This is a genomic window from Acidaminococcus sp. BV3L6, assembly GCF_000468835.1.
Taxonomy (GTDB): domain Bacteria; phylum Bacillota; class Negativicutes; order Acidaminococcales; family Acidaminococcaceae; genus Acidaminococcus; species Acidaminococcus intestini.
The window spans coordinates 74408-92056 of record NZ_AWUR01000034.1; the positions used below are offsets into that span (position 1 = coordinate 74408).

The following is a 17649-nucleotide window of genomic DNA, read 5'->3' on the forward strand; positions in this document are numbered from 1 at the left end:
TCGTCTAGAATTTGCTTTATTATTCTAACATGTCCGCTCTATTTTTGCTATAATAGAAGAATCCTTTTCCAGGAGTGTGAACATCATCTCATGAAACACGATGCGTTTGTCCCCGCCAGCGACCTTACAAAACTGTGGCGGGCCCTGATTGAATTCAATATGATTGAAGAAGGGGATAAGATTCTCATCGGCCTTTCCGGCGGCAAGGACAGTATGTTCCTTACAGCGGCCCTAGCCGAGATCCAAAAACACAGTCCCCGCCATTTTGACCTGTTGTGCTACACCATGGACGGCATGTTTGCCGAAGATTTTCCCAAAAAAGAACTGGAAGACTTCTGCCGCACCTACGGACTCACCCATTATTCGGAGCAGGTCAATGTCGAGGCCCTCTGGGGCCATCGGGGCAACACCCCGTGCTTTTCCTGTGCCTACTTCCGCCGGGCCGCGATGAACCGCAAAGCCCGCGAACTTGGCTGCAGCAAGATTGCCCTGGCCCATCACAATGATGACGCCGTGGAAACCTTGATGCTGAATCTCTTCCAGTCGGGGCAGAACAAGACCTTCCTGCCCGTGACCCATCTTTCCCGCAGCGGCATGACCGTCATCAGGCCCCTGCTTTTTTACCGGGAAGCGGAAATCATTGCCATCGGCAAAAAGATTTGCCTTCACCCTTTGGCCAATCCCTGCCCCTATGACGGCAAGACCCAGCGCCAGGATATGAAGGAACTGGCTCGGCGTCTTGAAAAAGAAATTCCCCATTTCTATGACCACATGGCCTCGGCCCTGCGTCATTCCGATAAAGAGGAACTTTGGCCGGAAAAACTACCCCAGAAAACGATGCTGGAGCGCTTCCGCGCCTTCTGGAAAAAGTCCTGATTTTTCATTGTCCAGTAAAGAAAGGAAGTCACACCATGGAAGAACTCTTTGACCGCGTTTTCCACCTCAAGGAAAACCACACTGATGCCCGGACCGAAATCATTGCCGGCATCACCACCTTCATGACAATGGCCTATATCCTCATTGTAAACCCCTCCATCCTCAGTGCTACAGGAATGGATAAGGGGGCGCTAGTGACAACGACCGCCCTTGCCTCTGCCTTGGGGACCCTCTTCATGGCCGTCTTTGCCAACTACCCCTTTGCCCTAGCTCCAGGCATGGGGCTTAATGCCTACTTTGCCTATACGGTCGTCCTGCAGATGGGGTATACGTGGCAGGTTGCCCTCGCTGCCGTCTTTGTTGAAGGCCTTGTCTTTATTCTTCTTTCCCTCACAAATATCCGTGAAGCCATTTTCAATGCCATCCCCCTCACACTGAAACGGGCCATTTCCGTTGGCATTGGTCTTTTCATCGCTTTCATTGGTCTGCTTAACGCCAAGATTGTCGTGGCCAATCCGGCAACCAAGGTTTCGCTCTATTCCTTTACGAAAGCGGTTGCTGACGGGACGTTCCACAGCGTGGGCATCACTGTCGTCATCGCCCTCATCGGGATTCTTTTTACAGGCTTTCTCATCATCAAGAACATCCGCGGCAACATTCTTTTTGGCATCCTGGGCACTTGGATCCTCGGGATGATTGCAGAAGCATCGGGCCTTTACATTCCCGATCCGAAATTGGGGACCTTCAGTGTCTTTCCCAACCTTTCCGCCGGTTTGGCCGCTTTCATTCCCTTAAATCCCCTGCCGGTTTGGGGCAAAATGGATTTCTCCTCGGTCTTTTCCCTCGACTTCTTTGCCGTGATCTTCGCCTTCCTCTTTGTTGACCTCTTCGATACACTGGGAACCCTCATCGGAGTTGCCTCCAAGAGCAACATGCTCGACGAAAAGGGCCGTCTGCCCCACATCAAAGGAGCCCTCATGGCCGACTCCGTCGCAACCTGCACGGGCGCCCTCATGGGAACAAGTACGGTCACGACCTTTGTTGAAAGTGCAGCCGGCGTTGCTGAAGGCGGACGCACGGGGCTTACGGCGGTAACCGTATCCGTGCTCTTTCTCCTTTCCCTGTTCCTGTCACCATTTTTCATGGCCATCCCGGCCTTTGCAACAGCACCGGCCCTCATCGTGGTTGGCTTTCTCATGTTCTCATCCGTCAACAAGATTGACATGGATGATCTTTCCGAAGCCATTCCAGCCTATATTGCCATCATTGCCATGCCGTTTTGCTACAGCATTTCAGAAGGCATTTCCTTTGGTGTCATTTCCTACACGATCCTCAATGTCCTGACGCGTCACACGGACAGGATCAGTGCCCTCATGTACATCCTCACCATACTATTTATCGGCAAATACATCATGCTTTGAACCTCATCAAAAAAGCCATCCGCATCGCGGGTGGCTTTTTTTCGTAGTTCCTATCTTACTGCGGGGATACTGGCCGCCTGTACCTAGGTCCCGCGGCTCAAAGATCCGATTGTCCTGAGTTTCCGTCTCATTCGAGCTGACAATCGGTATCGTCTTTAATTGCCGCCAGATCTATCCTGAACTGTATCGGTCTTATATTTCTTGCATCAACAGTTGCAGTTTTGATCAGGAATCCTTTACATTCAAAAAAAGGGGCTCCCTGCCCCTTGTAAAAACTGCCATAAGGAGTCTTTTCGCCCTAGCCCTTTCCCTTTTGCCATAAGAAAAGAAGCTGGCTGCAGCGGGTCCTACAGTCAGCTTTATTACGGCCCTCAGCCGTCAGTTTTGTTTTTTATCCTCACTGCCCTTACCCCAAACGGTCTGCATGATGGCCTTGTATTCCTTTCCAAGGTCCTGCTGGGCCAGATTCAGCACAAAAAGGAGCATATCCCCCACGGCATCTTCCCCATCACGGAGGATGACGCAGGATTCAGCCATAAGATTCTTGGCACCGTCAATATAGAACTTATACGGTTTATACTTGAGGTTGAGCTGATTGATAAGCCCTGTGACTTCCTTCTCGTTATCATCCCGCAGGGCCTCTGCCACGACAACGACACGGATCATGGCAAAGGGCGTATCATCAACAAAGATACCAAAAGGAAGAAGATTGCCATCCATGCGGAAATTACTCCGGAAAAGGACCAGATTGTTAGGTTCGCTCTTGGGTTCTTCAATGGTAAAGCCTTCTACTTTTTGGTCAGCAATGAATTTCTTGAAGCGTTCTGCTCTCTTATTCATGGGGTCACGTCCTTTTTTAGAATTTCCCTTATTATACTCCATAGGGAAGAAAAATGGAAAGTTCAGGGAGATTTTATCTAATTGATGGTCATTCTTTATAAAAACTTTTAATTTTCCTTCTATCCTACGAAGTATGGAAACCTTAAAGTTCCTTCACCAGTTCCGTTACACTGCGCCGTTTTTCATGAAGAGAGGAGGCTTTCACCCCATCTGCGGCATAGCCCAAGGGAAGGAGAAAAACAGGCATTTCATTATGGGACAGGCCAAAGGCGTCGGCGGTCTTAACGGGCGGAAAGTGAGCCACCCAGCAGCTTCCCAGTCCTTGTTCCCAAGCCTCCAGCATCAGATGGGTTCCAATGATTCCTGCATCAACCTGCCCGGAAAGGAACCCTTTTTCCAGTTCATTGACCCACTGCTCATCACGGCAGATCGTCACCATAAGAACGATCGGGGCATTAAAGGCGCAGGGCGTCAGTTCACGGATCTTGGCAATGGCATCCTTGCTTTTAAGCACATAAATGCGAAAAGGCTGATAATTATGGGCTGTCGGTGCCACACGCGCGGCTTCAAGGACCTTCTCCAGTTTTTCCGGTTCAACAGAGCGTTCACTGAATTTCCGTACAGAATAACGATTTTTGGCAAGCGTGAAAAAATCCATAAGATTGCTCCTTTTTCTTAGTAAGAAAGAATTTCCGGTTCTCCCTCCGTGATGAGCAGGGTATACTCCCACTGAGCCGAAGACTTCCCGTCTTCCGTGCGAACCGTCCAATTGTCGATTTCATCAATATAGAGCGCTGCCCGCCCTTCATTGATCATGGGTTCAATGGTAATGACCATGCCCGGCACAAGGAGCATGCCCGTTCCTTTTTTCCCGACGTGGGAAACAAAAGGATCTTCATGCATGGAAAGCCCCACACCATGACCGCCAAATTCGCGGACCACGGAATAGCCGTGTTTCCTGGCAAAGGACTGGATGGCCGCGCCAATGTCGCCCAGCGTGTTCTTCCAGCCAACAGCATTCTGCATGCCGCGGCGGAGACATTCCTTCGTGATGCCTACGAGATTCCGGCGATTGTTCGGCACGTTTCCGAGCATGAACATGCGGGAAGCATCCCCAACATATCCCTTGTAGATGGTCGTGGCATCGACATTGACGATATCACCGTTTTTAAGGACCACATCGGAGCTTGGGATGCCATGACAGATTACATCGTTCACAGAGGTGCAGACGCTTTTAGGAAAGCCCTCAAAATTAAGGCAGGCCGGAGTGGCATCGTGGCTGACCGTATATTCGTAGACAATGCGGTCAATTTCTTCCGTCGTCATACCCACGTGGATTGCCTTTTCCACGGCATCCAGGACTTCCGAGTTGAGCCGTCCCGCTTCGCGGATGCCGGCAATCTGTTCCGGTGTCTTGATCATCTCCATGCGGGGGACTTCCACGCCTTGCGCCGCAAGTTCAAAGAGTTTCATCTTGACTTCTTCTCGTTCCAAATTCCTAGCTCCCTTCTATTTTCATTCTTGAAAAAATACGATATAATAGGCTTTCAATGCATAGATATCCCTGAAAGCGTAACTATTATACCATATCCATGCAATACCCTGATGCTGGCATAGAAAGGATATGATCAAATGGACCTTTTCCTTAACCTTATCCGTGGTTTTTCCATGGCCCTTGCAGACAGTGTCCCCGGTGTTTCCGGAGGAACCATTGCTTTTGTCCTGGGATTTTATGATGAATTCATCGGTTCCCTTTATGTCCTGACCCATGGGACACGGGAACTGAAACAACATGCCCTGGTTTTCTTGGGGAAATTAGGAATTGGCTGGGCTCTTGGCATGGGATCATCCGTCATGGTTTTGGGAAGTCTTTTTACAACCAGGATCTATGAACTCAGTTCCCTCTTCCTGGGCCTCTCGCTCTTTTCCCTCCCCCTGATCCTCAAAGAGGAAAAGCAGGCGCTTTCCCAGAAAAACCGGCTGCCTTTCTTTCTTTTGGGTCTCTTTGTGGTCTTTGTGATTACCTGGTTCAATCCTGCCGGCGGAAAAGGCGTACAGGTAGACGTTGCCCAGCTCACCCCTACGCTAGGCCTTTATATCTTCGTCTGTGCCATGATTGCCATCTGTGCCATGGTCCTGCCAGGGATTTCGGGCTCCACCATGCTCCTCATCTTTGGGCTGTACGTTCCCATCATCGGAGCCATTCGTGAATTCCTTCATATGAACCTTTCCTACCTTCCCGTCCTTATCATTTTTGGCTGCGGCGTCCTTACAGGGATTGTCGGCATCATCCGTATTGTGAAAAACGCACTGGAAATGCATCGAGCCGCCATGGTTTACTTTATCTTGGGACTCATGGTCGGTTCCCTCTACACCATCGTTACGGGCCCCACCACCCTTAAGATTCCCCAGCCAGCCATGACTTTTGAAACTTTCAGTCCCCTATGTTTTCTCCTGGGAGGCATTTTCCTTTACGCCCTTGACAAGCTCAGAAAATTCTCGGAAAAGAAATTGCATCCAGAAGGGTAATCCTTTGTGCACTGCTTCGGCAGTGCTTTTTTTTTACTTCAAAAGTTTCTTTGTTACGGGAAAACTCCTTGCATATTATGTTAGTCTGTGCTAACATTGTGACGTTAAAAGAAACTCTTCCTAAAAATCTCAAAGGAGGCCATCATGCCCTTAGCGTTTGCAAAATCAGGCGACGTCCTAACGGTCATCCGGATTGGCGGTTCCCCCAAGGTCAGGAGCCACCTGGAAAATCTTGGAATCACCCTAGGCGCCCCCATTACGGTTGTCCAGAACACCCCCTCAGGAATCATTGTGAACATCCGCGATTCCCGTGTCGCCATCAGTATGGAGATGGCCAATAAAATATTTGTGCAGTAAAGGAGAACTTGCGATGCTTACCTTAAAAGATGCTGAAACCGGTCATAACTACGAAGTCATCAAGATCCACGGCAGCGGCGCCATGAAGCGCCACATCATGGATATGGGCCTGACCAAAGGAACGGCCCTGCATATCCGCCGTGTCGCGCCTTTAGGGGATCCGGTTGAAATGACCGTTCGGGGTTATGAACTGTCCCTGCGCAAAGGCGATGCCGAAATCGTTGAAATCAAAGAAGTGTAATCAATTTCCCAATCGATTAGTCTATTGCAACTTTTTGAAAGGAAGGTTTTATTATGCAATATAAGATTGCTCTTGCAGGGAACCCGAATACGGGCAAAACGACCCTGTTCAATGCCCTCACTGGATCCAATCAGTTCGTTGGCAACTGGCCTGGCGTTACAGTTGAAAAAAAGGAAGGGACCCTGATTGGTCATCCCGAGATCCTCATCCAGGACCTGCCTGGGATCTATTCCCTTTCCCCTTACACCTTGGAAGAAGTCGTTTCCCGCACCTACCTCGTAAAGGAACGGCCTGATGCCATCTTGAATATCGTTGATGGCAGCAACCTTGAACGCAACCTCTACCTGACGACACAGCTCATGGAACTGGGGATTCCCGTCCTCATGGCCGTCAATATGATGGACGTCACGCGGGCTAACGGAGATATCCTCTATACGGAAGTCCTTGCTAAATCCATTGGCTGCCCGGTTGTGGAAATTTCCGCTCGGACAGGCGAAGGCATCAAGACCCTCGTCCAAAAAGCTGCGCAAATGGTTCAGGCCAAGGTTCCAGCTGAGCCAATCCATACCTTTGCCGGTCCGGTTGAACACGCCCTGGCCCACATCGAAGAAGCCACGCAGGGCGCCCTTCCCCAATCCCAGAGCCGCTGGTACTCCATCAAGCTCTTTGAACGGGATGCCAATGTGCTCGATGCCCTAAAGCTTTCTCCGGAGCTCATTTCCCACATTGAGGATGATATCATCTCCGTCGAAAAGGAAATGGATGATGACGCGGAAAGCATCATTACCAACGAACGCTACAACTATGTTTCAAAAGTCATCGAAAAATGCTTCGTCAAAAAAGACAAGCATCGTCTGACTGTTTCTGATAAAATCGACCGCATTGTCACAAACCGTTTCCTGGCACTCCCCATTTTTGCCGTCATCATGTTCCTTGTCTACTATATCAGTGTCACGACCATCGGAACAGAAGCAACGGACTGGGTCAATGATACCTTTTTTGGAGAATGGGTCATTCCCGGTGCCCACGAGCTCATGGCTTCCTGGGGAGTGGCGGAATGGCTGGAAGGCCTCGTCGTTGATGGGATCATCTCCGGCGTCGGTGCCGTCCTTGGCTTCGTGCCGCAGATGGTGGTCTTCTTTATCTTCCTGGCATTCCTCGAAGCCTGCGGGTATATGGCCCGGATCGCCTTCATCCTGGACCGCGCCTTCCGTAAATTTGGGCTGTCCGGAAAATCTTTCATTCCTATGCTGATTGGTTCCGGCTGCGGAGTTCCTGCCATCATGGCCTCCCGGACCATTGAAAATGCGCCTGACCGCCGCATGACCATCATGACAACGACCATGATTCCTTGCTCTGCCAAAATGCCGATCATCGCCCTTGTCGCAGGGGCCTATTTCGGCGGTGAATGGTGGGTCGCTCCCTCAGCTTATTTTGTCGGGATTGCAGCCATCATCATTTCTGGGATCATCCTCAAAAAGACCAAGCTGTTTGCCGGAGATCCCGCGCCTTTCATCATGGAACTGCCAGCTTACCACATGCCGACCCTTTCCAACATTGCCCGCAGTGTTTGGGAACGAGCTTCCAGTTTCATTAAGAAGGCCGGCACGGTCATCCTCCTTTCCACCATCCTCGTATGGTTCCTTTCCGGATTCGGCTATGTTGATGGTGAGATTGCCATGGTCGAAGACCTGAACGACGGGTTCCTTTCCTACATCGGTGAAAAAGTCGCCTGGATCTTTGCCCCCCTCGGCTGGGGTGATTGGAAAGCCGCTGTCGCCGCCTTTACGGGCCTTATTGCCAAGGAAAACCTCGTAGGAACCTTCGGTATCCTCTACGGTCTTGCAGAAGCCGCCGAGGACGGTGAAGAATTCTGGGGTACCTTTGCCAAGGACTTCAGTACCCTCAGTGCCTATTCCTTCCTCATCTTCAACCTTCTGTGCGCGCCCTGCGTTGCTGCCATGGGAGCCATCCGCCGCGAAATGAACAACGGCAAATGGACGCTCTTTGCCATCGGTTATCAATGTGGTTTTGCCTATGCCGTTTCCTTGATTTTCTATCAGTTTGGCATGTTCCTTACGACAGGGGTCTTTACCATCGGTACAGCCTTTGCCGCTGTGATCTTTGCCATTCTCCTTTATCTCCTGCTGCGTCCCGCAAAAAAATATGAGGGTGCAGTTGAAGTCAATTTGGAGTATAATAAGTAAAGCAATCCGATAGGAATTGCAATGTAGAGCAAAGGAGTTGATCCTTATGGGAACGCTCATTGTAGGACTTGTTATCCTCTTGTTCGTCCTTGTTTCGGTGTACACCATCGTGCATGACCATAAAAGTGGGATTGGAACGTGTGGCGGCAACTGCGCCTCCTGTGGCGGCTGTGCCTTCCATTCGGCTCCTGAAAAGAAATAACCTGCATGTTGGGTACAAAAAGGGTGCTGCGTAAGCAGCCCCCTTTTTTTTTGCGTTTTTCTCCCCCATCCCGGTCCTGCAATAGGGAAAAACGAGACATTATTCTCCGTCCCTTTTTCCCGCGACCTTTATTCGATCAAATGCGCATTTGATTATATTAACCTCTCTTTTCTATTAATTTGTACCAAAAATTACAATAAGCACCACGGAATTTCCTATTTTCAGGGAAATTCCCATTTCATTGGTATTCGGGGTCCAAACAAGATAGAATAGACAGAGAAGCCCGTTGCAGTCCCTTTTTATGGATATATCTTTGAACGGTCAGGGCCTTTCCCTAAAAGAAAGTTTTTTTCAGATAACTCCATAAACTTCTTGACATGTGTAATCATTCGGGTTACAATTAACTCATCAAGGATTGTTATTAAGTGATAGGAATTATTCTATCACCGAGAAGAAGGATTTTCTGTACAGAGGAGGTCGGAAACAGATGTTATTTACCACTACCAATGACCATGAAGAATTACGCGCTGCAATACGCGGATTCGCTGAAACGAAAGTCAAGCCGATTGCATTCTCCCTCGATAAGGAAAGCAAGTTCCCCACTGAAATCGTCAAGGAAATGGGCGAAAATGGCTGGATGGGACTTCCCTATCCGAAAGAATACGGCGGGGCCGGCATGGATTACATTGCCTATGCCATTGCCGTAGAGGAACTGGCCCGTGTTGACGGCGGTGTTGGCGTTATCCTTTCGGCTCACGTATCCCTGGGTTCCTATCCTATCTTTGCCTTTGGGACAGAAGAACAAAAGCAAAAATACCTCGTTCCCCTTGCCAAAGGTGAGAAGATCGGTGCCTTTGGCCTTACAGAACCCAATGCCGGTTCTGACGCAGGCGGCACAGAAACAACGGCTGTCTTTGATGGCAAGAACTGGATTCTCAACGGCAACAAGATTTTCATTACCAACGGCGGCGAAGCTGATACGTACGTTGTCTTTGCTGTCACCGATCCCGACGCAGGTACGCGCGGCATCAGTGCCTTTATCCTCGAAAAAGGCATGCCCGGTTTTACCTTCGGCGATCATTACGACAAACTGGGGATCCGTTCCTCCGCTACGGCTGAACTGATCTTCAACAACGTCAAGGTTCCTCAGGAAAACCTCCTGGGCAGACTGGGCCAAGGCTTCAAGATTGCCATGGCAACCCTTGACGGCGGCCGTATCGGGATTGCTGCCCAGGCTCTGGGGATTGCCCAAGGCGCGTACGAAGCAGCCCTAAACTATTCCAAGGAAAGAATCCAATTTGGTGCGCCGATCTGCCAGAACCAAGGTGTTTCCTTCAAGCTGGCTGATATGGCAACAAGACTGAGAGCTGCCCGTTTCCTCGTTTACAGTGCGGCTGAAATGAAGACGGAACATATGGATTATGGCATGCAGTCCGCCATGGCAAAGCTCTATGCTTCTGACCTTGCTGTTGAAATCACAAACGATGCCCTTCAGATCTTTGGCGGTACGGGCTACCTCAAGGGGATGGATATCGAACGGATGTACCGCGACGCGAAGATCACTACGATTTACGAAGGCACCAACGAGATCCAGCGTGTCGTTATTGCAGCCCATATTACGGACCGTCTGTCCAACGCCAAACATGGCGGCGGTGGGTCCCGCAAGGAAAAGGCCATTACAGGCTCCCGCAAGAAGATGATCTTCAAAGATGGCTCTCCGGAAGAACAAGTGGCTTCCCTTGTTGAAGCCCTGAAAGGGGATGGCTATGACTTCACGGTCGGCATCCCGATGGATACGCCGATTGTTGACGCTGAACGCGTTGTCAGTGCCGGTAAGGGCATTGGAGAAAAAGAAAACATGAAACTCATTGAGGAACTGGCTCACGCTGCTGGCGCGGCAGTTGGCTCCTCCCGCCCGGTTGCTGAAACCCTGCAGTATGTTCCTATTGAACGCTATGTCGGCATGAGCGGACAGAAATTCAAGGGCAACCTCTACATCGCCTGCGGGATTTCCGGCGCCATCCAGCACCTCAAGGGCATCAAGGATGCAACCACCATTGTGGCCATCAACACCAATGCCGGTGCTCCGATCTTCAAAAACTGCGACTACGGGATCGTCGGTGATGTCAAAGTCATCCTGCCGCTCTTAGCCAAAGCCTTCGGAACGGGCGAAAAGAAACCGGCTCCTCCCATGGTGAAAATGAAGAGACCGCTCATCAAGAAGGAACTGCCTCCTGGACTGTTTGTCTGCAACGGCTGCGGATATGAATACGATCCGGATAAGGGCGATCCTGCTGGTGAAATCAAACCAGGAACGAAGTTTGAGAACCTGCCGGAAGATTGGACCTGCCCTGAATGCGGCGAAGAAAAAGCCCACTTCGTACAGGAATCCTAACTGGTTCAATCCACTCTGATAGCGAGATTCAAGGGGGAGAAGGGCCCTTCTCCCCACACCAAAGAAGGAGATAACAATATGGAATGCGTAAGAAAATTAACGAAAGATTTGTACTGGGTTGGCGCTGACGATCGCCGCTTGGAACTTTTTGAAAATATTCATCCCATTCCTCGGGGCGTATCCTACAATGCCTACGTCCTTTTGGACGAAAAAACGGTTCTTTTCGATACAGCTGACTGGTCTGTCTGCCGTCAGTTCCTGGAAAATGTCGAAGCCGTCCTTGCTGGCCGTCCCTTGGATTACCTGATTGTCAACCATGTGGAACCGGACCACGCGGCAAGCCTTCAGGAAGTCCTCATCCGTCACCCTGAGACCAAGGTCATCAGTAATGAGAAAGCCTTTGATCTCATGCGTCAATTCGGGTTCAGCGTGGATGACCGCGCCGAAGTGGTTGCCGAAGGCGATACCCGCAAATTCGGAAAGCACACCATTGCCTTTGTCGCCGCGCCGATGGTCCACTGGCCGGAAGCCATGGTCTCCTTTGATACGACCACTGGCACCCTCTTCTCGGCCGATGCCTTTGGTACCTTTGGTGCCTTGGGCGGCCGCATCTTCGCGGATGAAGTGAATTTTGAACGGGATTGGCTTGATGATGCCCGCCGCTACTATACCAACATCGTTGGTAAATACGGTGCTCATGTCATGGACCTCCTGAAAAAGGCTTCCGCCCTCGAGATCAAGATGATCTGCCCTCTCCATGGACCTGTCTGGAGAAAGAACATTCCTTGGTTCCTTGATAAGTATGTCCATTGGGCCTCTTATGAACCAGAAGAAAAAGGAGTGCTCCTCGTTTATGCCTCCATGTACGGCAACACGGAAAGTGCCGCGTCGGTCTTTGCCGCCCGCCTTGCAGAAAAAGGCATGTCCAACATCCATATGTACGACGTCTCCAAGACTGATACGAGCTATCTCATTTCCGATGCGTTCAAGTACAGCCACATCGTCCTGGCTTCTGTGACGTACAACCTCAACATCTATCCGAAGATGATGACCTTCCTGGATCATATGAGAATGCTCAATGTCCAGAACCGCTATGTCGGCATCATCGAAAATGGGTCCTGGGCCTGCACAGTTGGTACCTTGATGCATGATTACCTGGAAGACGAAATGAAGGGAATGACGATCCTTCAAGACAGCGTCACCATCAACTCCAGCATGACCAAGGGCCAGAACCGCTCCATGGACGACATGGTCGATGCCCTTCTGGATTCCATGAAGGAAGAAAAGAAATAACTCTCACGTAAGAACGCTCCGCCCATCACGGGCGCATCCTCCTATGATGGGCGGGCCGACCTCCTATCTTTTGCATCTTTGATGCATGCATCCGTTACCCTCTCTCTCATAGTGCCGTTAAAAGGACCCGACTAGGCATGTTCCCAGTCGGGTCCTTCGTCTTTGGGTGCTGCCTCCTTCGAGTCTCTTCGTTCATTCCGCTTTTTTATAAAATAGCACCAGTGCCTTTAGCGGTCCTCCCAAAAAGCCGAACAATGACCATCTGGACACTTTCCCTGCCAGATGGTCATTGTTCCATTTACCGTGCCTTAGGTGCGTTCATAGGCCGCTTTATAAATTGTGTACATATCTTTTTCATGAAGCACTTTTGCCGATCCCAGGGCATCCTTTGCGGTATGGCTGCACATGCGTGCCAGTGTGCGAAGATCCTCATCTGAAAGGATAAGGCCCAGCTCCTTAAGGGAAATCGGCATGGAAAGGGAAGCAAAGAAGGCCTCCAGGGCCTCAATGCCCTTGAGGGCAATGGCTTCATCACTTCCGATTTCCGGCACATTCATGACATGAAGGGCAAAACGACAGAAGCGGGGAAGGCAGTCCTTATAGACATACCGGGCCCAGCTTCCCCATAGGGCCGTTAGACCTGCCCCGTGGGCAACATCATAAAGACCGCTCACTTCATGTTCCAGGCGATGGGTAGCAAAATCCCTGGCACAATGACCAAGGCCTGTCAGGTCATTATGAGAAAGACTGCCCGCCCACATGATTTCAGCCCGTGCATCATAATCATCAGGGTGATCCCGCAGGATGAGGCTCTGAGCCATAACGGTCCGCAGCAGGCCTTCTGCGAGGGCATCAGTAAGTTCCATACTGGGGCCTTGGACAAAATAGCGTTCCAGCGTATGCATGATGATATCACAGCAGCCGCAGGCCGTCTGGTAAGCCGGCAGGGTCATGGTAAGTTCCGGGTTCATGACAGCAAAAACCGGGCGGGCCAGATCGCTGTTATAGCCCCTTTTTTCATGGGTCCTGTCGTTTGTAATGACCGATGAATTGGAAAGTTCACTTCCCGAAGCAGCAAGGGTAAGGACCACACCGACAGGAAGGGCTTTTTGGGCCTGGGCCTTTCCCGCATAGAAGTCCCACACATCGCCTTCATAGCAAAGTGCGTAGGAAATGGCCTTTGCCGCATCGATTACGCTGCCGCCGCCTACGGCAAGAATCAGGTCAATGCCCTCTTCCCTGGCTTTTTGGGTGCCCATCCGGACAAAGGACAAACGGGGATTGGGGGTAACACCGCCTAAGGCAGCATAAGCGATGCCCGCCTGTTCAAGGGAGTCCGTGACGCGGAAAAGAAGCCCGCTTTTTTGGGCACTTTTCCCTCCATAAAGAATAAGAACCTTTTGGGCGCCCCGTTCTTTTACAAGGACACCGGTTTCTCTTTCCCTTCCCTTCCCAAAGACAACCTTAGTCGGGGAATAATAGGTGAAATCACAAATCATAATAAGCCCCCTCCTTTCCTGCTTTTCAAAAAAAGCCTGCATTTCTGCAGGCGTCATTGGTTTTTAGCATCCCATTATCAATCACGGCCAAAAAGGTCACGTGTATAGACCTTGTGGGCAGCATCTTTAAGTGCGCTGTCCATACGATTTGCAACAATGACCTGACTTGTTTCCTTAAAGTAGGGCAAGTCACGGGTTACACGGCCGCCCCCAAATAAACTGCCTTCTTCAAGGGTTGGCTCGTAGATGAGAAGCTGTGCCCCTTCCTTTTTGAGTAAGTCCATGATTGTCTGGATGGCACTTTGCCGAAAATTATCACTGCCGGATTTCATGATGAGGCGATAGATACCGATGACAGGACGGGCAGCATCGCTATTTGCAGCCGATCGGGCCGTTTCCAAGACTTGCTGCGCAATGAACGCTTTGCGAATCTCGTTGGAACGGATGACCGCATCCATCAGGGCTTCTGGGACGCCGCCATAATCCGCCTTAAGTTCTTTCGTGTCCTTGGGCAGGCAATACCCGCCATATCCAAAGGAGGGATTATTGTAATGCCCGCCAATCCGCGGATCAAGGCAGACGCCATCGATGATGGATTTTGTATCCATGCCCTTTACACAGGCATAGGTATCAAGTTCATTGAAATAGGCCACACGCAGGGCAAGGTAGGTATTGGCAAAAAGTTTGACCGCTTCCGCCTCTGAAGAATCCATTATCTTGATAGGAACGTCTTCTTTTTCCGCACCCTCTTTAAGAAGCTGTGCAAACAGCTGGGCCTCGGTTTCCATGTCCGGCCCTTGGGAGCCAATCCCCACGATGATGCGGGAAGGGTAAAGGTTATCATAAAGGGCCCTTCCCTCCCTCAGGAATTCAGGACTGAAAAGCAGGTGCAGCTTCTGATAACGCTGAGCAGCCGCTTTTGTATACCCTACAGGAATCGTGGATTTGATGACAACCAGAGCCTCTGGATGAACCTGTTCAATCAGGGTCAGGACTTCGTCTACATGGGATGTATCAAACTGATGATGAGTCTCATCATAGTCTGTTGGGACCGCGACAATCACAACATCAGCCTGTTCATAGGCCTGCCGCGCATCCAGTGTTGCCTGAAGCTGGAGCGGCCGATCTTTCAAGTAATGTTCCAGTTCCCGATCTGAAATCGGGGAGTGGCCCTGTGCCAACTCTTCTACACGCCGTGGATCCACATCAACTGCATAAACCTTGTGATGCTGGGATAACAGGACCGCAAGGGATAGTCCAACATAGCCCAGACCTGCCACAGCAAGGACAAGATCCCGTTTTTCTTTTTCCATTCTTTCACCTTCGAATCAGCTACAGACCTTTGACGATGTTCTTCAAATAGGAAGCAAATTCGTCTTTTAGGTCATCCCGACGCAGGGCATATTCCACCATGGCCTGGAGATAACCTTGTTTATTGCCCACATCGTAGCGACGGCCGGAAAAACGGTAAGCATAAAGGGGCTCACGATGGCTCATGACCCGAAGGGCATCAGTCAGCTGGATTTCGCCGCCCTTTCCTGGCTTTGTTTCAGAAAGGACATCAAATACATCCGGCGTAATCACATACCGACCTAAAATCGCCATACGGCTTGGTGCGTCCTTGACAGCCGGTTTTTCCACCATATCCTCGACTTTCATGAGGACATCTACACCATCGACTTCCTTGCCCTTTACAATGCCATAACTGGAGACATCTTCGCGGGGCACGGTCTGACAGCCCAGGATTGTTGCTCCTGTCGCCTCGTATTGGTCCATGAGCTGACGCAGGGCCGGCTTTCCCTCCGTATAGACAATATCATCCCCTAAAATGACGGCAAAAGGTTCACCGTCAACAAAGTCCTTGGCACAGTAAATGGCATCTCCCAGGCCGCGCATGTGCTTTTGACGGATATAATGGATATCAATGCTTGAGATATCACGGATTTGCCGCAGTTGTTCCAATTTTCCTGCTTGATAGAGATGATTTTCCAATTCGGGAGATGAATCAAAATGGTCCTCAATGGCTCGCTTTGCATGGCCGCTGATGATAAGGATCTGTTCAATCCCGCTTGCACGGATTTCCTCTACAATGTATTGGATGGTCGGAATATCAACAACGGGAAGCATTTCCTTGGGCATCGCTTTTGTAGCTGGCAGGAAACGGGTTCCGAAACCAGCAGCCGGAATTACGGCTTTACGCACTTTTTGCATGAGTGTTCCTCCTAAACAAAGAGGGCCTCCTCATCAGTAGGCCCCTTTATGATGTAATACAACACTGAATGTTTTCCAAAGCAGGGACAGGTCAAGCCAAATCGACCAATTGCGGACATACCAGGAATCCATTTGGACCCGCTCCTCATAGGTCGTATCACTGCGTCCGTTCACCTGCCACATCCCCGTAATGCCGGGACGAACCATATAAAAGTCAGAGATATAGCTGCCATATTTAGGGATTTCAGCCCGAACAATGGGGCGCGGCCCAACAAGACTCATTTCTCCTTTAAGGACGTTAAAGAGCTGGGGCAGTTCATCAAGGCTCGTCCGGCGCAGGATGTGCCCAATCCGCGTAATGCGGGGATCATCCTTAAGCTTGAAGTCCCGTTCCCATTCTTCCCGGGCCTCCGGATGGGAAGCCAAGTACTCCTTTAATTTCACATCGGCATCAACGCACATGGTACGGAATTTATAGCAAGGGAATTCCTTACCGCCCTGTCCGATCCGCCTGTGGGCAAAAAGAATGGGGCCTGGTGAATCAAGCCGTACCAAAAGAGCCAAGAGAAGCAGGATTGGACTGATCACAAGGATGCCAATGAGGGTCAGGACCATGTCAAAAAGGTATTTCAGAATCTTATTGTAACTTCTAGCCAAATTGTTTCGCAGGCCCATGACAAGCAGCCGCTCATTAAAGAGACTTTCCACAGTGACCCCATTGACGGGAAGCCCAATGAGATCAGGGATGAAGGAGAGATTCCTGACAAGGGGCTGGATGCGGTAAATCAGGCTGTCAAGCTTCTTTGGAGAAAGCCCGGGAGCGGCAATGAAAACATCATTGACCTGCGTTTTTGTCAAGATCGGCTCAATCTCGTCCAAGGTTCCCAGATAGGGAAGATTGCCAACATTTTCCTTTCGCTCCCCAGCGTCATCGACATAGCCAATGACATGATAATTCAGCCCGACGTCGTCCTTGATGCCGCGCAGGAGCAGCTGTGCCGTCTTGCCGGCCCCAACAAGAAGGACTGGATAGCGCCCAATACCGGCCCAGTCAAGGATTTTTGTCATAACAAGGCGCGAAAGGCTGAGGAAAAGGAAGGAAAAGATTCCCAAGAAAGCAATGAAGAGCCGGCTCGTGGAATTGCCAATGTGGGTCAAGTAGACCAAGAGGATAATGAGGCAAATGGCATAGGCACAGCCGTAAAAAATACGCTCCAGCAGGCGCCAGATTCCCATCGGTTTCTGATAGACCCGCCCGGCCCGTAAAAATAAAATAAAAAAGAGGGGGAATACAATCCACTTATTGAGCCAAGCAATGTGCAGCACGGAACTGCCCATTAGACCATTGCGGGCACTGACGGCCAGATGTTCCGCCAAAAGGATAAAGATCCAGTCGCTCAGCATATAGAACGTGGGCAAGAAATAACTCAAATGATGCTCAATGAAGCGTTTATGGGTCCCCCGGGATCCCTCCTGCTTAGACTCAGGACGCACAAGCACACACTCCCATCATAGAACCGGAAAACCGGGTATTTTACATATCTTATATTATATCGAAAAAAACAGGCGGTTACAATA

At 50.4% G+C, this 17649-nt stretch carries 16 protein-coding genes; 9 read left to right on the plus strand and 7 right to left on the minus strand.

Features of this window, described 5'->3' with window-relative positions; genetic code table 11:
* The first annotated feature begins 90 nt into the window (after positions 1-90).
* Together HMPREF1246_RS06620 and HMPREF1246_RS06625 are read left to right on the plus strand one after the other, a co-directional pair.
* Positions 91-876, plus strand: a complete 786-nt coding sequence (locus tag HMPREF1246_RS06620) for an ATP-binding protein (protein WP_021737058.1) — start codon at positions 91-93, stop codon at positions 874-876.
* Between the two features lie 35 nt (positions 877-911).
* Positions 912-2297 carry an NCS2 family permease gene (locus HMPREF1246_RS06625; RefSeq protein WP_009014876.1) on the plus strand — a complete coding sequence of 462 codons (1386 nt, stop codon included), beginning with the start codon at positions 912-914 and terminating at the stop codon, positions 2295-2297.
* A gap of 378 nt (positions 2298-2675) precedes the next feature.
* Here the strand turns inward: HMPREF1246_RS06625 and HMPREF1246_RS06630 are convergent, their stop codons facing one another.
* The 3 genes from HMPREF1246_RS06630 to map form a co-directional block, all read right to left on the minus strand.
* Positions 2676-3137: a hypothetical protein gene (locus HMPREF1246_RS06630; RefSeq protein ID WP_021737053.1), complete on the minus strand. Its 462-nt coding sequence runs from the start codon at positions 3135-3137 to the stop codon at positions 2676-2678.
* Positions 3138-3279: 142 nt separating this feature from the next.
* On the minus strand, positions 3280-3795 hold the full coding sequence (locus HMPREF1246_RS06635) for a nitroreductase family protein (RefSeq protein WP_009014878.1): 516 nt from the start codon (positions 3793-3795) through the stop codon (positions 3280-3282).
* A 17-nt stretch (positions 3796-3812) separates the two neighbouring features.
* Entirely contained in the window at positions 3813-4631 is an 819-nt protein-coding gene (gene map, locus HMPREF1246_RS06640) for a type I methionyl aminopeptidase (protein ID WP_021737026.1), read from the minus strand.
* Positions 4632-4769: 138 nt separating this feature from the next.
* Between map and HMPREF1246_RS06645 the strand changes: the two genes are divergently transcribed.
* The 7 genes from HMPREF1246_RS06645 to HMPREF1246_RS06670 all read left to right on the plus strand — a co-directional run bounded on the left by HMPREF1246_RS06645 (position 4770) and on the right by HMPREF1246_RS06670 (position 12361).
* The gene (locus HMPREF1246_RS06645; protein ID WP_009014880.1) at positions 4770-5666 is read left to right on the plus strand and encodes a DUF368 domain-containing protein; all 897 of its coding nucleotides are present in this window, start codon (positions 4770-4772) and stop codon (positions 5664-5666) included.
* A gap of 144 nt (positions 5667-5810) precedes the next feature.
* The gene (locus HMPREF1246_RS06650; protein ID WP_009014881.1) at positions 5811-6023 is read left to right on the plus strand and encodes a FeoA family protein; all 213 of its coding nucleotides are present in this window, start codon (positions 5811-5813) and stop codon (positions 6021-6023) included.
* Positions 6024-6036: 13 nt separating this feature from the next.
* On the plus strand, positions 6037-6264 hold the full coding sequence (locus HMPREF1246_RS06655; protein ID WP_014128177.1) for a ferrous iron transport protein A: 228 nt from the start codon (positions 6037-6039) through the stop codon (positions 6262-6264).
* A gap of 53 nt (positions 6265-6317) precedes the next feature.
* Positions 6318-8471: a ferrous iron transport protein B gene (gene feoB / locus HMPREF1246_RS06660; protein ID WP_009014883.1), complete on the plus strand. Its 2154-nt coding sequence runs from the start codon at positions 6318-6320 to the stop codon at positions 8469-8471.
* 46 nt (positions 8472-8517) lie between these two features.
* Entirely contained in the window at positions 8518-8673 is a 156-nt protein-coding gene (locus HMPREF1246_RS10280) for a FeoB-associated Cys-rich membrane protein (protein WP_016459719.1), read from the plus strand.
* A gap of 487 nt (positions 8674-9160) precedes the next feature.
* Positions 9161-11068 (plus strand): acyl-CoA dehydrogenase family protein, encoded by a 1908-nt coding sequence (locus HMPREF1246_RS10860; protein ID WP_009014884.1) that lies wholly within the window; start codon positions 9161-9163, stop codon positions 11066-11068.
* Positions 11069-11146: 78 nt separating this feature from the next.
* Entirely contained in the window at positions 11147-12361 is a 1215-nt protein-coding gene (locus tag HMPREF1246_RS06670; protein WP_009014885.1) for an FprA family A-type flavoprotein, read from the plus strand.
* A gap of 308 nt (positions 12362-12669) precedes the next feature.
* Here the strand turns inward: HMPREF1246_RS06670 and HMPREF1246_RS06675 are convergent, their stop codons facing one another.
* The 4 genes from HMPREF1246_RS06675 to wbaP all read right to left on the minus strand — a co-directional run bounded on the left by HMPREF1246_RS06675 (position 12670) and on the right by wbaP (position 17502).
* Positions 12670-13860 (minus strand): iron-containing alcohol dehydrogenase, encoded by a 1191-nt coding sequence (locus HMPREF1246_RS06675; RefSeq protein ID WP_231368254.1) that lies wholly within the window; start codon positions 13858-13860, stop codon positions 12670-12672.
* Positions 13861-13937: 77 nt separating this feature from the next.
* Positions 13938-15173: a nucleotide sugar dehydrogenase gene (locus HMPREF1246_RS06680; RefSeq protein ID WP_009014887.1), complete on the minus strand. Its 1236-nt coding sequence runs from the start codon at positions 15171-15173 to the stop codon at positions 13938-13940.
* A 19-nt stretch (positions 15174-15192) separates the two neighbouring features.
* Positions 15193-16071: a UTP--glucose-1-phosphate uridylyltransferase GalU gene (gene galU, locus HMPREF1246_RS06685; protein ID WP_021737022.1), complete on the minus strand. Its 879-nt coding sequence runs from the start codon at positions 16069-16071 to the stop codon at positions 15193-15195.
* A 33-nt stretch (positions 16072-16104) separates the two neighbouring features.
* On the minus strand, positions 16105-17502 hold the full coding sequence (gene wbaP / locus HMPREF1246_RS06690; protein WP_026385645.1) for an undecaprenyl-phosphate galactose phosphotransferase WbaP: 1398 nt from the start codon (positions 17500-17502) through the stop codon (positions 16105-16107).
* Positions 17503-17649 lie beyond the last annotated feature (147 nt).

Bases quoted from the DNA above. Each gene is read 5' to 3' on its own strand.
- HMPREF1246_RS06620 (WP_021737058.1), top strand. From the start codon at position 91: ATGAAACACGATGCGTTTGTCCCCGCCAGCGACCTTACAAAACTGTGG.
- HMPREF1246_RS06625 (WP_009014876.1), top strand. From the start codon at position 912: ATGGAAGAACTCTTTGACCGCGTTTTCCACCTCAAGGAAAACCACACT.
- HMPREF1246_RS06630 (WP_021737053.1), bottom strand. From the start codon at position 3,137: ATGAATAAGAGAGCAGAACGCTTCAAGAAATTCATTGCTGACCAAAAA.
- HMPREF1246_RS06635 (WP_009014878.1), bottom strand. From the start codon at position 3,795: ATGGATTTTTTCACGCTTGCCAAAAATCGTTATTCTGTACGGAAATTC.
- HMPREF1246_RS06645 (WP_009014880.1), top strand. From the start codon at position 4,770: ATGGACCTTTTCCTTAACCTTATCCGTGGTTTTTCCATGGCCCTTGCA.
- HMPREF1246_RS06650 (WP_009014881.1), top strand. From the start codon at position 5,811: ATGCCCTTAGCGTTTGCAAAATCAGGCGACGTCCTAACGGTCATCCGG.
- HMPREF1246_RS06655 (WP_014128177.1), top strand. From the start codon at position 6,037: ATGCTTACCTTAAAAGATGCTGAAACCGGTCATAACTACGAAGTCATC.
- feoB (WP_009014883.1), top strand. From the start codon at position 6,318: ATGCAATATAAGATTGCTCTTGCAGGGAACCCGAATACGGGCAAAACG.
- HMPREF1246_RS10280 (WP_016459719.1), top strand. From the start codon at position 8,518: ATGGGAACGCTCATTGTAGGACTTGTTATCCTCTTGTTCGTCCTTGTT.
- HMPREF1246_RS10860 (WP_009014884.1), top strand. From the start codon at position 9,161: ATGTTATTTACCACTACCAATGACCATGAAGAATTACGCGCTGCAATA.
- HMPREF1246_RS06670 (WP_009014885.1), top strand. From the start codon at position 11,147: ATGGAATGCGTAAGAAAATTAACGAAAGATTTGTACTGGGTTGGCGCT.
- HMPREF1246_RS06675 (WP_231368254.1), bottom strand. From the start codon at position 13,860: ATGATTTGTGATTTCACCTATTATTCCCCGACTAAGGTTGTCTTTGGG.
- HMPREF1246_RS06680 (WP_009014887.1), bottom strand. From the start codon at position 15,173: ATGGAAAAAGAAAAACGGGATCTTGTCCTTGCTGTGGCAGGTCTGGGC.
- galU (WP_021737022.1), bottom strand. From the start codon at position 16,071: ATGCAAAAAGTGCGTAAAGCCGTAATTCCGGCTGCTGGTTTCGGAACC.